Source organism: Pseudomonas sp. 9_2_1, assembly GCF_059295275.1.
The window spans coordinates 4623200-4636945 of record NZ_CM181239.1 but is presented as its reverse complement, the minus strand read 5'-3'; the positions used below and the strand labels follow the sequence as shown (position 1 = coordinate 4636945).

The 13746-nt window shown below is 60.0% G+C and carries 12 protein-coding genes; 6 read left to right on the top strand and 6 right to left on the bottom strand.

Features of this window, described 5'->3' with window-relative positions:
- The first annotated feature begins 173 nt into the window (after nucleotides 1-173).
- Complete coding sequence (gene pgi, locus AC5O5I_RS21130) at nucleotides 174-1838, top strand: glucose-6-phosphate isomerase (protein WP_494511498.1); 1665 nt, start codon at nucleotides 174-176, stop codon at nucleotides 1836-1838.
- A gap of 75 nt (nucleotides 1839-1913) precedes the next feature.
- Here pgi and AC5O5I_RS21125 read toward each other — a convergent pair whose 3' ends face one another.
- On the bottom strand, nucleotides 1914-2951 hold the full coding sequence (locus AC5O5I_RS21125; protein WP_172288819.1) for a hypothetical protein: 1038 nt from the start codon (nucleotides 2949-2951) through the stop codon (nucleotides 1914-1916).
- Nucleotides 2952-3378: 427 nt separating this feature from the next.
- Here AC5O5I_RS21125 and AC5O5I_RS21120 point away from each other — a divergent pair, with 427 nt between their 5' ends.
- Complete coding sequence (locus AC5O5I_RS21120) at nucleotides 3379-4113, top strand: hypothetical protein (RefSeq protein ID WP_494511497.1); 735 nt, start codon at nucleotides 3379-3381, stop codon at nucleotides 4111-4113.
- Nucleotides 4114-4400: 287 nt separating this feature from the next.
- Here AC5O5I_RS21120 and AC5O5I_RS21115 read toward each other — a convergent pair whose 3' ends face one another.
- Nucleotides 4401-4676, bottom strand: coding sequence for a DUF3077 domain-containing protein (locus AC5O5I_RS21115; protein ID WP_172286839.1), 276 nt, complete (start codon nucleotides 4674-4676; stop codon nucleotides 4401-4403).
- Between the two features lie 910 nt (nucleotides 4677-5586).
- Here AC5O5I_RS21115 and AC5O5I_RS21110 point away from each other — a divergent pair.
- The gene (locus AC5O5I_RS21110) at nucleotides 5587-5922 is read left to right on the top strand and encodes a ComEA family DNA-binding protein (protein ID WP_172228590.1); all 336 of its coding nucleotides are present in this window, start codon (nucleotides 5587-5589) and stop codon (nucleotides 5920-5922) included.
- A gap of 185 nt (nucleotides 5923-6107) precedes the next feature.
- Here the strand turns inward: AC5O5I_RS21110 and AC5O5I_RS21105 are convergent, their stop codons facing one another.
- Entirely contained in the window at nucleotides 6108-6275 is a 168-nt protein-coding gene (locus tag AC5O5I_RS21105) for a DUF2897 family protein (protein WP_172228589.1), read from the bottom strand.
- 181 nt (nucleotides 6276-6456) lie between these two features.
- Here AC5O5I_RS21105 and pyrF point away from each other — a divergent pair, with 181 nt between their 5' ends.
- Nucleotides 6457-7158: an orotidine-5'-phosphate decarboxylase gene (pyrF, locus tag AC5O5I_RS21100; protein ID WP_172286838.1), complete on the top strand. Its 702-nt coding sequence runs from the start codon at nucleotides 6457-6459 to the stop codon at nucleotides 7156-7158.
- Nucleotides 7159-7386: 228 nt separating this feature from the next.
- Here the strand turns inward: pyrF and AC5O5I_RS21095 are convergent, their stop codons facing one another.
- A complete protein-coding gene (locus AC5O5I_RS21095) occupies nucleotides 7387-8388 on the bottom strand; it encodes an NADP-dependent oxidoreductase (protein WP_494511496.1) in 1002 nt (333 codons plus the stop codon).
- A gap of 176 nt (nucleotides 8389-8564) precedes the next feature.
- On the opposite strand from AC5O5I_RS21095, the gene AC5O5I_RS21090 reads away from it, so the two are divergent.
- On the top strand, nucleotides 8565-9326 hold the full coding sequence (locus AC5O5I_RS21090; RefSeq protein WP_172286836.1) for an SDR family oxidoreductase: 762 nt from the start codon (nucleotides 8565-8567) through the stop codon (nucleotides 9324-9326).
- A 307-nt stretch (nucleotides 9327-9633) separates the two neighbouring features.
- On the opposite strand, the gene AC5O5I_RS21085 is transcribed toward AC5O5I_RS21090, so the two are convergent.
- Both AC5O5I_RS21085 and AC5O5I_RS21080 read right to left on the bottom strand, forming a co-directional pair.
- On the bottom strand, nucleotides 9634-10629 hold the full coding sequence (locus AC5O5I_RS21085; RefSeq protein ID WP_494511495.1) for an IS110 family RNA-guided transposase: 996 nt from the start codon (nucleotides 10627-10629) through the stop codon (nucleotides 9634-9636).
- 395 nt (nucleotides 10630-11024) lie between these two features.
- Nucleotides 11025-12185, bottom strand: a complete 1161-nt coding sequence (locus AC5O5I_RS21080; RefSeq protein WP_494511494.1) for an MFS transporter — start codon at nucleotides 12183-12185, stop codon at nucleotides 11025-11027.
- A gap of 164 nt (nucleotides 12186-12349) precedes the next feature.
- Here AC5O5I_RS21080 and AC5O5I_RS21075 point away from each other — a divergent pair, with 164 nt between their 5' ends.
- Entirely contained in the window at nucleotides 12350-13738 is a 1389-nt protein-coding gene (locus AC5O5I_RS21075; RefSeq protein WP_494511493.1) for an aminotransferase-like domain-containing protein, read from the top strand.
- Nucleotides 13739-13746 lie beyond the last annotated feature (8 nt).

The window sequence follows — 13746 nt, the reverse complement described above, 5'->3', positions numbered from 1 at the left end:
TATCTGATCAAGGGGTTTTTTCAATTTTTCCAGAGGGTTTTTTCGCCTCTGAAAACCTCCCTTGCAGGCCTTTCCCTTCCCCGCGCGTGCTCAATGCCTATAATGGCGCCGAGTCTGGACCTGGCAATGACTGTCGGGGTCAAGCATTACCAAGCATCAAGGATCTCTCTGCAATGGCGTTCTACCGTACACCCCATGATGTCACTGCTCTGCCAACCTGGAAGGCGCTTCAGCAACACCGCGACGCCATGCAAGGTTTCAGCATGCGTGAGGCTTTCGCCACCGATGCCAACCGTTTCGACCAATTTTCCCTGAGCAGCTGCGGCCTGTTCCTGGATTACTCCAAAAACCTGATCACTGAACATACCCGTGACTTGCTGATTGACCTGGCGAACCAAACGGGGTTACAGGGCGCCATCAAGTCGATGTTCAGCGGTGAGCTGATCAACGCTTCAGAGGGGCGTCCGGTGCTACATACGGCGCTGCGTCGACCTGTGGCTGACAAGCTGTGTGTCAACGGAGTCGACATCATTCCCGAAGTGCACAAGGTACTTAACCAGATCACCGAGTTGGTCGCCCGTATCCACAATGGCTTATGGCGCGGCTACAGCGAAAAGCCCATTACCGACGTGGTCAATATCGGGATTGGCGGCTCGTTCCTCGGCCCTGAGCTGGTATCCGAAGCGCTGCTGCCCTACGCCCAGCGTGGCGTGCGCTGCCACTACCTGGCGAACATCGACGGCAGCGAGTTCCACGAACTGTCGGCAAAGCTGCGTGCCGAAACCACCCTTTTCATCGTCTCGTCGAAGTCGTTTAACACCCTTGAGACTCTGAAGAACGCAACTGCCGCACGTACTTGGTATCTGGCACAGGGGGGGACGGAAGCTGAGCTGTATCGTCACTTCATCGCTGTATCCAGCAATAAGACCGCTGCTGTGGCTTTCGGCATCAGCGAAGAGAACATCTTCCCCATGTGGGACTGGGTGGGTGGGCGCTATTCGTTGTGGTCTGCCATCGGTCTCCCGATCGCATTGGCTATCGGTACTGCCAATTTCAAAGAGCTGTTGTCTGGTGCGCATGCCATGGACCAACACTTCCAGACAGCGCCGTTCGACAAGAACATGCCAGTACTACTGGCCTTGTTGGGTGTGTGGTACGGCAATTTCTGGGGTGCCAGCAGCCACGCGATCCTGCCGTACGACCACTACCTGCGCAACATCACCAAGCACTTGCAGCAGCTAGACATGGAGTCCAACGGCAAGAGCGTGCTGCAGGACGGTACCCCAGTGAAGACTGAGACCGGTCCGGTGATCTGGGGCGGCGTAGGTTGTAACGGCCAGCACGCCTATCATCAGCTGCTGCACCAAGGCGCCCAGCTGATTCCGGCTGACTTCATCGTGCCGGTAGTGAGTTTCAACCCTGTGGCCGACCATCATCAGTGGCTGTACGCCAACTGTCTCTCGCAGAGCCAGGCGTTGATGCTGGGTAAAAGCCGTAGGGAAGCTGAGACTGAGTTGCGTGAAAAGGGTTTAAATTCTTCGGACATCGAGAAGATCGCCCCTCATAAAGTTATTCCAGGTAATCGCCCTAGCAATACGTTGGTGGTTGAGCGCATCAGTCCCCGACGGTTGGGCGCGTTGGTGGCGATGTACGAGCATAAGGTATTCGTACAGAGCGTGGTTTGGGGTATCAACGCCTTTGATCAGTGGGGAGTAGAGTTGGGTAAGGAGTTGGGGGAAGGGGTCTACCAGCGGTTGGTCGGTGGTCTTGATGAGCGTGCCGAAGATGGATCGACCCAAGGGTTAATTGACTATTTCCGTGGCCGGCATCGTGGCTGAACTCGGCGAATACTAACTCATGTGCCTGTCCGGTTGGGCAGCGGCTGCTCTCGCTGAGGGTAGCCGCAGGCATAACTAAGGCTCAATAAGCAGGAAGAGCAGCTTTCCGCCCCGTCCACCTTGGGTGCGAATAATTTGTAATGTTACCAGCTTTCCATCTTTAAGTTCTTGCAGTCCTTCGTTCTCGATTGAGTAAGCCTGAATACCCATTTCTGCGATTTGGGCGGAAAATGCTTCGGGTGACATATATTCAGATTTGATGGGCTTTCCATTCTTGTCAAAGAAATTGATACCAAAGTAGTTGTAAGGGCTAGTCTTGGTGCGAACGTCCCAGTACCCACCCATTGTCATCGCATATCCGTTATCCAAGACTGCAAATCCTTGATGCTTTGGTATATTCCATTTTTCCGAGTTTCGGTAGCCTGCATACTGAGGCGCAAAAGTTACCTCCCCAATGGTGTTGAATTCGCTGTCGAGAATCATATACCGGCCTCGGCTCTCCCCGAGACTGTCTTTAGAAATTTTAAATTTTTCGACAAACCACTCATTATCCTTGTGATAAAAGCTTTGAGCTACATTGTTGGCGACAGAGCCGAGCCTTTGTGTGTTGCCAAAGCCTGAGGGGGAATCGATAAGCAGAAGGCGAGCCAAGGTGTTGCCCGATCGTATGTAGGCTACATCGCCGTCTGTTTCTTTTTTAATTACCAGGCCTTCTGAAACAGTGGGTTGGGGCTCAGGGATGATATAGGTCATCATTATTTCGCCCGACTTCCAGTGGTATTTTTCAATTACGCCTCGAGTAGGTCTGCCGTTGGAGTATCGGAGTACGTAGACCAATTCGCGCTCTTCATCAATTTGAAAGCCCTGCGGATACGTATAGCGAGCATCAAGGCGCTCGATTGTCTCTTGATAATGGCTTGACTGAAAGTTTAGGGTTTTGAGGATCGAGAATTTGGGTTGATTTTGTGTTGATAGTGCCTCGTTAAACCTGCCAATCATCTTGTCGCGTGCAGCACTCGCGGCAGTCTGTTCGGTGTGGCTTTGTGCATAGGTGCATGTGGTTAATGATAATGTGGCAGTGAAGGCCATAACCAGCCTCAAAGACAGTGCCATCCGAGAGGTCTCCTTGTTTGGGGTGTCATCAAGCTAGTGCTTTCCTGGGTTTGTTACTATCCCTGACTACGTACAAATTCTGCGGTTCAAATTATTTTACTCATTCTCCAGGCTGGCGGTTGATGAAGTTAGGCGGAAGTCAGGGTTCAGTTTATCCACCATTTTTCTCGAATAGCCATCCTCTGCAACTTTACGACACGGCTTCTATCCTGGTCGAATACCCCCATAACATCATCCTGACGCACCACCTCATCGGTCAGCAGCCAACACGAGTCTGAGTCGACTTAGCCCACCCCCACAGTCCTCTTGCATCAAGACTGTCGTTAGCTACGTAAATATGGCACTCTGCCGCTGCGTCGCGCACTGTGAAACTCTACGTGTACCCGAGACAGGTCCCCATGTTGCCCGTCTTCCCGATCGTGAAACGATGAAAACCTTTAACCTCAAGAACCTTTTCATGCCGGATATCTCAGCAGGCACCGCCAGCCTGATCCACGCTATAGCATCTGCCACTGCTGTCATCGCAGCGTTGATCGCGGCCAGTGCGATGATACTTGCCCACATGACCTCGGACGTGAAAAGCCAGCACTCCGAATTGACGATTTCGCGGGCCTCGCAGGAGGTTGACGTCGTCAATGAATCGGATGTGCAGGCGCAGTTGGAAATCCAGCAGCTCCTGGAGCAGAACGAGACGCTCAAGGCCGAACTCGAACGTGAGAGGGCCGAACTGGAGCGGGAGAGGGCGGATAGGCTTAAGCTGGAAGCCAGCCTCAAGCCCCGAACGCTGACGCCGCAGGCGCAGGATGCATTCAAGGCGTTGGCGGTTGAGCTGAAGGCTAAAACGCTGGCACCGGTGGTACTGCTGAATATCCACAAGGATGATAAAGAGGCGGTTCGCTTTGCCAAGGAAATCGCCGTTGCGCTGACCAAGTCGGGTTTGCATGTGCAGATCAAGCAGTTGCCTCTGCAAAAGCACAATACCGGCACTCAGGTGGTTGTGTATGCCGGTGCGGGCAGTGATGAGCTTGAGCAGGCATTCAAGGCGGCGGATTTTGCTTCTGACATCAAACGGTCGGGGCAGAGTCCGCGGGTGAAAGTGGATGACGGGGAACCGATCGCCATATCGGCGTTTATCAGTGTTTATCCTCGAACTGTGATTTGAGGGCTGATAGGGGAATGCCAGTCAGTTAAATAATTGGGGCCGCTTTGCGGCCCATCGCCGGCAAGCCAGGCTCCCACAAGTACGGTGCATGGCTTGGCGGCGAAGTGCTGCGCAGCAGCCCCATTGGCCACCCAGGCGCGGGTTTGCCCACACGGGGCTGCTGGCCAGTTTTTACTGGCCATGTGGAGTTGTCGGTGCGGACGCATTCGCGGGTAAACCCGCTCCCACACAGGCTTGCGTTTTGCGGCGAGCGGGGAAGAGGCCTGCCGGGCTTGGGGTAGCGCCTTTCAGTGGCGTTTGTTCTTCGCAATCTCGATGTCGTTCATCAGGGCCTTGGCGATGGCCAGCAGATAGTCCGCTGCGCCCAGCATTTTGTGGTCATCTTCCATGTCGCCTTCGCGCACCAGGTGCTTGCAGTAGCCCAGCAGGACCGAGACGTGTTCATAGGCATCGTCGACGGGGACGCCGGGTTGCACGCGGAGCAGGTCAAGGGTGGGGTTGCCGGCTTCGAGGAAGGTTTCGATGCCTGCGGTGAGGATGGGGGAGTAATCGTTGTTTTTCATGGTAGTAGCTCCGGGTTAGTGGAACTGCCACGCGAATCTTTCTCACGGATCAGGGCGGCAGTCGTACACGGGGTGAGAAACCGAGGGAGCTACAAAGCTCGGCCAGACAGAAGTCTGCCCGGGTACGACCGCCATGACAGGCAAGCCAGGTAACTCGCAACAGGTTCTCACACCTGGTCACCAATATGGCGACCCGGTGAAGTTATCCCTGGGGCATTTCCCCGACAATTCAGCTGCTTCTGACTGGTGCGTAGGATAGTTCGCTTGCTCACCCAACCTGAAGAGGTGGGGCAAGGTTTCAGGAAAGTCTGACGCGCTGGCTATGCACTTGGGCTGGCGGGCGCATGAGTTGAATCTTGTTGTGCTTGTGACATCGAGCGCCGCCCGCGCGGCGATTCGCGGGCAAGTCGGATCGCCGCACCGTCTCTCCTGAATCTGTTTCGAGCCAGGACCGCCTGTGAGATTGCCTCTGGCCGCCTCGTTTGTTCCCTTTGATATCGAAAGGGACGCAGCTGCTCATGTTCAAGTCGTGGTTCGGGTTGATAGCAGCTGGGCAGTGGGGTACCAGCCTGCAGCGAAGCGCATTGCGGGCTGCGGGATGGGTTTTTCTGGGCGGGCCTTGTGCGCCGGGTGTTGTAAGGCGATGGGCGGGCAGGGGTGGGAAGGCGGTATTGGGCAAGCAGGGATTGGGCTACACGCGCGGGATCATTCCATTGATGGTCTTGGTTTTGCGCTCGCGGGAGTAAAACGGCTGTTTTTTGGGTGGGGGAAGTTGGCCAGGTTGTTGACCGATTCAGTAACCATTCGCGGCTGTGGGTGGCTGTCTGCAGGGCGCTGCAACCGCTAGGGTTTGTTGCGCAGCCGAAGGAAAACGGCTGCTGGCAAATGACCAACTGAAGGAGTGTTCACCATGCGCAATAACGTTCTGTCGTACCTGCTGCTGCCGCTGTTCGCCAGCTTGTCGTTCTCCCTTAGCGCCGCCCCGGCCGGTGCCATGGCGGTACCCGAGCCGGTGCCGGTGGTAAGCCAGCAGCAGGCCCAGCAGCCGGGGCGGCTGGACCTTAACAAGGCCGATGCGTTGACCTTGCAGAAGGAGCTGAATGGAATTGGTAAGGCGAAAGCCGAGGCTATTGTGGCTTACCGCGAGGCCCATGGGCAGTTTGCTTCGGTGGATGAGTTGCTGGAGATCAAGGGGATTGGGAGTGCGTTGCTGGAGCGTAATCGGGACAAGGTGATGGTGGAATAGAGGGCGGGGAGTGGGGCCGCTATGCGGCCCATCGCCGGCAAGCCAGCTCCTACAGGGATTGCATCAGGGCTGACAGGTGCTTGGCGCAAGATATGTAGCGCCGGTGAGATCGAGCGCCGCCCGCGCGGCGCTCGATCTCATAGGCGCCGCTAATACTCGCGCAGTCTGCGTTTAAGCCCGGCCCACTAACGGTCCTGCGCATCCTTGGCATCTGCCTCTGCATTGCGCTCATGCACCTTGCGCAGTTGCTCGTCGGTCAGTGGCAGTTTTTTTGCGGTGTCGCGCAGCATCATCAGCCCGCCGACGATCGAGCCAAGGGCTAAGATAAGTATCAGCCAGGCATACCAGGGCATTGTCGTTCTCCTTTACCGGGTACAGGCAGTGCTTGTATGAAATTTGAGCAAATTGCCGTTCCGTTGGTTCAATTATAGAACCCAGCCGCCGCCGGGCCAATTCCGTGACCCGCGGCCCCCAAAGCCTGCGCCACTTCGTTTACAATGCGCGCCGTTTTCGACTTGCCAAGAGACCCTGCCCATGTCCGCCTGCCAGACGCCCCTGATCGTCGCCCTGGATTTCCCTACCCGTGAGGCCGCCCTGAAGCTGGCTGACCAGCTTGACCCTGCGCTGTGCCGGGTCAAGGTGGGCAAAGAGCTGTTCACCAGCAGCGCTTCGGGCATTGTCGAAACCTTGTGCGACAAGGGCTTCGAAGTGTTCCTGGACCTCAAGTTCCACGATATCCCCAACACCACGGCCATGGCGGTAAAGGCCGCTGCCGAGATGGGCGTGTGGATGGTCAACGTGCATTGCTCCGGTGGCCTGCGCATGATGGCGGCCTGCCGCGAAGAGCTGGCCAAGCGCAGCGGCTCGCAGCCGTTGCTGATTGGCGTGACCGTGCTGACCAGCATGGAGCGTGAGGACCTGGCCGGTATCGGCCTGGATGTCGACCCGCAAGAGCAGGTGCTGCGCCTGGCGGCGCTGGCGCAGAAGGCGGGTATGGACGGCCTGGTGTGCTCGGCGCTGGAGGCCCCGGCACTGAAGGCGGCGCACCCGTCGCTGCAACTGGTAACCCCGGGTATTCGCCCGGCGGGCAGTGCGCAGGATGACCAGCGCCGTATTCTGACGCCGCGCCAGGCACTGGATGCCGGTTCGGATTACCTGGTGATCGGCCGGCCGATCAGCCAGGCGGCAGACCCGGCGCAGGCGCTGGCTGCGGTGGTGGCGGAGATTCGTGGGTAAATAGCCTGCGGTATTGAAAAAGGCCAGCACGCGTGTGCTGGCCTTTTCGTTTGGGGTTGGTGCAGTGTGTAGCACGACGTGCATGGCACCGGCTGCGCCGGTGTTCGCGGCGGTTCGACGCCTCGATAAACCCGCTCCCACAGGGATCGCGCATGCTATTGAATTTTGCGCGAGACCGTAGCTCCTGCGACACACACCGCTGTCCCTAAATTGGCCCCGCAGGGGCGGTTATACCTTCAGTACCAGCTTGCCAAAGTTCTCCCCGCTGAACAGCTTCAGCAAGGTTTCGGGGAACGTCTCCAGCCCGTCCACCACATCCTCCTTGCTCTTCACCTGCCCGGTGGCCAGCCAACCGGCAATCTCCTGCGCGGCCTTGCCGTAATCCTTGGCATGGTCCATCACCACGAACCCTTCCATGCGCGCGCGGTTAACCAGCAGCGACAGGTAATTGGCCGGGCCTTTTACCGCTTCTTTGTTGTTGTACTGGCTGATCGCGCCGCAAATGACGATGCGGGCCTTGAAGTTGATGCGCGTCAGCACTGCATCCAGAATGTCGCCGCCGACGTTGTCGAAGTACACGTCCACGCCTTTGGGGCATTCGCGCTTCAGGCCGGCCAGCACGTCTTCGGCCTTGTAGTCGATCACCCCGTCAAAGCCCAGCTCGTCCTTCAGGTACTGGCACTTCTCGGCGCCGCCGGCAATGCCGACCACGCGGCAGCCTTTGAGCTTGGCAATCTGCCCGACGATGCTGCCCACCGCACCGGCCGCACCGGAAATGACCACGGTCTCGCCGGCCTTGGGCTGGCCAACGTCCAGCAGGGCGAAGTAGGCGGTCATGCCGGTCATGCCCAGCGCCGACAGGTAGCGGGGCAGCGGGGCCAGTTTAGGGTCGATCTTGTGCAGGCCCTGAGGCTCGCCGGTGAAGTAGTCCTGCACACCCAGGGCACCGCTGACATGGTCGCCGGGTTTGAAATCGGGGTGGTTGGAGGCGATCACTTCGCCAACACCCAGCGCCCGCATCACCTGGCCCAGGCCCACGGGCGGGATATAGGACTTGCCTTCGTTCATCCAGCCGCGCATGGCCGGGTCCAGCGACAGGTACAGGTTTTTCACCAGCACCTGGCCTTCGCCGGGTTGTTCGGCAGGCACGCGCTCGAAGCTGAAGTCGTCACGGCGCACGGCGCCGACCGGGCGTTTGGCAAGCAGGAAGCGGCGGTTGGTCTGGGTCATGGCGGGTCCTTGTGGGCAGTGGAGGGTATAAGGCGTTCAATTTACCTTGTTGATGTAGGCAGGTGGCCAACATCACTGACAAGCATGGTAGCTCAACCGTTGGTGTGATGATGCTGCTCGGCCCAGTGGTGGCTGGCTATGCTCTGAATCCCTCCACCCTTGTACAGGAGCACGCGATGAGCATGACCTTTTCTGGCCAGGTAGCCCTGGTCACCGGCGCCGCCGCCGGCATTGGCCGGGCAACGGCCCTGGCGTTCGCCCAGGAAGGCCTGAAAGTGGTGGTGGCCGACCTTGACCCGGTTGGTGGCGAAGCTACCGTGGCGCTGATCCACGCTGCAGGGGGGGAAGCGCTGTTCATTGCCTGCGACGTTACCCGCGACGCCCAGGTGCGTCAGCTGCACGAGCGCCTGATCGCCAGCTATGGCCGGCTGGACTACGCCTTCAACAACGCCGGCATCGAGACCGAGCAAGGCCGCCTGGCCGAGGGCAGCGAGGCAGCGTTCGATGCCATCATGGGCGTGAACGTGAAGGGCGTGTGGTTGTGCATGAAGTACCAGTTGCCGTTGCTGCTGGCCCAGGGCGGCGGGGTGATCGTCAATACCGCCTCGGTGGCGGGGCTGGGGGCGGCGCCGAAGATGAGCATCTACAGCGCTTCCAAGCATGCGGTGATCGGCCTGACCAAGTCGGCGGCCATCGAGTATGCGAAGAAGGGCATCCGCGTGAATGCCGTGTGCCCGGCGGTGATCGACACCGACATGTTCCGCCGTGCGTACGAGGCCGACCCGCGCAAGGCCGAGTTTGCCGCTGCCATGCACCCGGTGGGGCGCATCGGCAAGGTCGAGGAAATCGCCAGCGCCGTGCTGTACCTGTGCAGCGATGGCGCCGCGTTTACCACCGGGCATTGCCTGACCGTGGATGGTGGGGCTACGGCGATTTGATTTTGGTTGGCTGATTGGGTGATGCTGCTGTTTCCAGGGGATCGGATCAGGGCTGACAGGTGCTTGCCGCAACATATGCAGCGCCTGTGAGATCGAGCGCCGCCCGCGCGGCGCATCGCGGATGAATCCGCTCCTACATTTGTTGCAACGTACCTAACCTGAAAGGTCATGGTTGTCAGCCTTGTCAGCTTGACTGGATTTCCCGGTTGGCCCCACTGCAGCCTGTCTCAAGCCAAGCACCAAGGCGGGCAACCCCGCTTCCACAGGCATGGCCACGTTGCAACAAATGTAGATACTCTGTTGGCGGTCAAGCTTTTCTGAGGTGTTCAGAGCTGAAAAGCTTGGCCGTATCAAATGGCACATCCCCGCGCATGCATGCCCAGATACCTGTCAGGTATTTGCGCATGACAGCGGCGATAGCTTGCATTTTTTTCTTGCCTCTACCGATCAGCGACTCGTAAAAGGCCTTTGCATAAGGGTCACAGCGCACCGCAGTCAACGCTGGCATATACATGGCTGCGCGTAGATACGCATTCCCACTCTTACCGAGCCGGCCTGGCTTGTCGATGCTTGTTCCAGATTGTGTCTGTCGAACATCCAGCCCCGCATGGCGTGCTACCTGAGAGGACTTGAGCAGTTCAGGCAGTGTGGTCAATTCAGCCAAAGCTGCAAGTGCCGTAACTTCTCCTATTCCGGGGCCTGCGAGTAGTTGCTTGTATTGCTGGGTGAGGGTTGGACATTGGGCGATCAGTTCGCGTCCTGCTTTACGAAAGCGCTCAATGCGAATGTCCAGGGTGGCAATCGCCTCCTCCTGATCCTCGATCAAAATAGAAATGGTCGTAGCGGTCGCCTGCAGTGCATGCAGCTCATTTTTCGCCCTGGTGCGGTGTCCTACCAGCCGATTGATGTGCCGACCGAGGGCCCTGAGCTCAAGCTGTACAGGGCTTGGCGGTGTCCACAAGCGCGGCGTCATACGCTCGCCGTACTCGGCTAGCAACTGAGCATCTATTGCATCAGTCTTGCTGTTGACCAGCATGAGCTTGGCGAAGTTATGGAAACTTTTGGGGTTGATGACTGAAACAGGAAGGTCGGCCGCATGCAGCTCAAGCGCGAGGTCCAAATAATAGATCCCCGTGGCCTCCATCACGATCGTCTTGGGTTTGAGGGCCTGCAGTTTTTTCACCGCTGCCTTGCGGCCAGCGGGTGTCTGGGCGATGTCCCATTGCCCGACAGGGCGCCCATCTTTACGCACCCCAGCAATCGAAGTACGCGAACCGATATCCACGCCAACACAGACACTCATTCTTCCCACCGCATGTGAGTTAGGTAACAATGGCCTCCGGTTCCCCGACCTCGAAATTCATGCCGCTGCAACCTTGTAATGCGAAGTCCGACTAGTCGGCTTCTCGATACTCTTCGTAGTGGGCAATGAGGCGGGGGACCTCTCTACATACAAGGTCAGGGCAAGCCTGCCTTCAGGAGCGATCGGTCTCCCCGGAAGTGCTTCTCGAACCTGACCAGAATAACCTCTCTCGTCAGGGTCAGACACAACATACAAGGAGCGGATTCATCCGCGATGCGCCGCGCGGGCGGCGCTCGATCTCACAGGCGCTGCATATTTCATGGCAAGCACCTGTCAGCCCTGATGCAATTTATGTTGGTAAATTTCCCGCCCCCACAAACCCATCCCAAGGCCTATCACCCCAAAAGCGGATCTGTCCGTGAAACGGCCCTGTCAGCCCGCCGCAAACCCACCCCGACACCCAGGCACCCCAGCACCAGCACCCCGCCAAACACCGCCAGGGCCAGCCCCGCCCCCAACCGGTCACTCAGCATCCCGGTAAAGATCACCGGCAAGCTGAACCCCAGGTACGCCAGCAGGAAAAACCCGGCACTGGCCCGGGTCTTCTCGCTGCCCGCCAGCTGGTTCACCGCTGCCAGCCCGCCCAGGTAGACAAACCCGTAGCACGCACTGCTGGCCGCCACCGCACCCAGCAGCACCGCAACCAGCTGCCCGGCGTGCGCGCCCCAGGCCAGCAGCGCATAACTGCACGGCAATATCACCAGCCCCAGCAAGGTGGCGGTGTGGCTGCTCAGGCGCCGTGCCATCGGCTGGAACAGCAGCCCGCAGCTGATCACGCAAAACGTCGAGAACCCCGACCAGTCGCTAAGGCCATGCTGGCGCAGGATGCCCGGCAGCAGGGCAATCACCAGCCCCACGCAGGCCCATGCCAGCAAAATCGCCAGGCCGTAAGGCACGCTGCCGCGCGGGTAAAAGGGCAGGCGCAGCATGGGGTGGCGCTGTGCCGGGCGCGGGTCGGGCAGGCGCCATGCCAGCACGACGGCCAGCGCCGCCAGCAACAGCTGCAGGTGGAAACTGCCGGGGGTCAGGCTGGGCCCGCGCAGCAGGAACAGGCTGGTCAGCGCGGCGCCCAGGCCAAAGCCCAGCGAAGTGCTGGCGGTAACCCAGTTGGCGGCGCGGGTGCTGTGCTCGCCGCCCATCAGTTCGCCCATGTAGGCCGTGGCGGTAGCCGAAGCCAGGCCGGTGCCAAGGCCCAGCAACAGGCGCGCCAGGGCCAGGGTTTGCAGGCTGGGGGCCAGCAGCATCAACACCGTGGCGTTCATCGACAGCGCCAGTGCCGCCAGGATGAGTGGCCGGCGGCCGACCCGGTCGGCCAGGCCGCCCAGGGCCAGCAGTACCGGGAGCACGCCTAGCACGTAGCCGGAAAAGGCCACGGCGGTGGCTGCCGCGCCTTGGCCAGACAGGTCGGCGTAGGTGATGTACAGCGGGGCCTGCAGGTTCACCGCCAGGGTGATCAGGCAGAGGGCGAAGGCCAGGCGGGCCGGGGCGCAGGGCATGGGGTTGGGTCCTGATTCTGGGTGGCTGTACCGGCATATTGGCGGGGTTTACCTGCGAAAACGCCGGGCCTGCTCACTGTGATCGCTGCCCCATCGCCTCTCCAGATACACCCAGCGCCCATTTATGCTTAACTGTTCGCTCAAAATCAGCGAACACCTGGCCCATGCACTTCCCCCTCGACCGCACCAGCACCACCCCCTTGGTGCAGCAACTCACCGACCACCTGCAAACCTGGATCAGCCAGCAACGCCTGCGCCCAGGGGCGCGCCTGCCGTCGATCCGTGCGCTGGCGCGCAGCCAGGCGGTCAGTGCGTCGTGCGTGATCGAGGCCTACGACCGCCTGGTCGCCAGCGGCTGGCTGGAGGCCCGCCACGGCACCGGCTTTTTCGTCGCCGAGCGCAAACCCGGGCTGCCGGTGGAAGACGCACAACCCTGGGGCGACGCGGGCGACGGCAGCTGGCGGCAGTTTCGCGAAGGCCATGAGCAACTGCTGAAACTGGGGTGTGGCTGGCTGCCCAACAGCTGGCGCGCCGCCACCGAGCTGGCCCAGGCCGTGCGCCAGGTCAGCCGCGGCAACCCGCAGGACCTGTTCGACTATTGTCCACCCCTGGGCCTGGCCAGCCTGCGCCAGCAGTTGCACAAACGCCTGGCGCAAGCCGGTATCGCCGCCGGCCCCGAGCGCATCCTCACCACCCACGGCGCCAGCCACGGGCTGGACCTGCTGGTGCGCACCCTGCTGCGCCCGGGCGACACGGTGCTGGTGGAAAACCCCGGCTACTACAACCTGTACAACCTGCTGCGCCAGCACCAGGTGCACATGCTGCCGCTGGCGCGCACCGCCGAAGGCCCCGACCTGGCTGCCCTCGAAGCCTTGCTGGCCGCGCACAAGCCGCGCTGCCTGTTCATCAACAGCCTGTACCAGAACCCGACCGGCACCAGCCTTACGCCCAAGGTGGCCTACCGCCTGCTGGAGCTGGCGCGCGAGCATGACCTGCGCATTATCGAGGACGACATCTATGCAGACTTCCAGGAAGGCCCGGCCACGCGCCTGGCCACCCTGGACAGTGAGCAGCGGGTGATCTACATGGCCAGTTTCTCGAAAACCCTCAGCAGCTCGCTGCGGGTGGGCTACCTGGTCGCCGACCCTGCGCTGCTGGCGCGCCTGGCCGAGCTGAAAATGGTCAGCGGCATCGGCACGTCGCGCTTTGCCGAACAGGTAGTGGGGCAGATGCTGGCCAATGGCAGTTATCGCAAGAGTGTGCAGCGCCTGCGTGTGCGCCTGGGCCAGCACATGGCCCGGTTGCTGCGGCAGCTGGAGCAGTGGGGGTGGCAGGTGTTCTGCGAGCCGTATGGCGGGATGTTCATCTGGGCGCGTATGCCGGGGCAAAGCTTTGCCAGCCTGGAGCGCCTGGCCCTGGCGCATGCCGTGTTGCTGACACCCGGCAGTGCCTTCGATTACCAGGGCGCCCCCAGCGACTGGCTGCGCATCAATGTCGCGTATGGGCAGGATACACGTGCCCAGGCCTTCCTTGAGCAAGCAGGCCGGTCATGATCCGCTCG

Coding starts and splice junctions, on each gene's coding strand:
- AC5O5I_RS21095 (WP_494511496.1), bottom strand. CDS start 8,388: ATGACCCAGACCAACCGCCGCTTCCTGCTTGCCAAACGCCCGGTCGGC.
- AC5O5I_RS21125 (WP_172288819.1), bottom strand. CDS start 2,951: ATGGCACTGTCTTTGAGGCTGGTTATGGCCTTCACTGCCACATTATCA.
- AC5O5I_RS21105 (WP_172228589.1), bottom strand. CDS start 6,275: ATGCCCTGGTATGCCTGGCTGATACTTATCTTAGCCCTTGGCTCGATC.
- AC5O5I_RS21110 (WP_172228590.1), top strand. CDS start 5,587: ATGCGCAATAACGTTCTGTCGTACCTGCTGCTGCCGCTGTTCGCCAGC.
- AC5O5I_RS21120 (WP_494511497.1), top strand. CDS start 3,379: ATGAAAACCTTTAACCTCAAGAACCTTTTCATGCCGGATATCTCAGCA.
- AC5O5I_RS21075 (WP_494511493.1), top strand. CDS start 12,350: ATGCACTTCCCCCTCGACCGCACCAGCACCACCCCCTTGGTGCAGCAA.
- AC5O5I_RS21090 (WP_172286836.1), top strand. CDS start 8,565: ATGAGCATGACCTTTTCTGGCCAGGTAGCCCTGGTCACCGGCGCCGCC.
- pyrF (WP_172286838.1), top strand. CDS start 6,457: ATGTCCGCCTGCCAGACGCCCCTGATCGTCGCCCTGGATTTCCCTACC.
- AC5O5I_RS21085 (WP_494511495.1), bottom strand. CDS start 10,629: ATGAGTGTCTGTGTTGGCGTGGATATCGGTTCGCGTACTTCGATTGCT.
- pgi (WP_494511498.1), top strand. CDS start 174: ATGGCGTTCTACCGTACACCCCATGATGTCACTGCTCTGCCAACCTGG.
- AC5O5I_RS21115 (WP_172286839.1), bottom strand. CDS start 4,676: ATGAAAAACAACGATTACTCCCCCATCCTCACCGCAGGCATCGAAACC.
- AC5O5I_RS21080 (WP_494511494.1), bottom strand. CDS start 12,185: ATGCCCTGCGCCCCGGCCCGCCTGGCCTTCGCCCTCTGCCTGATCACC.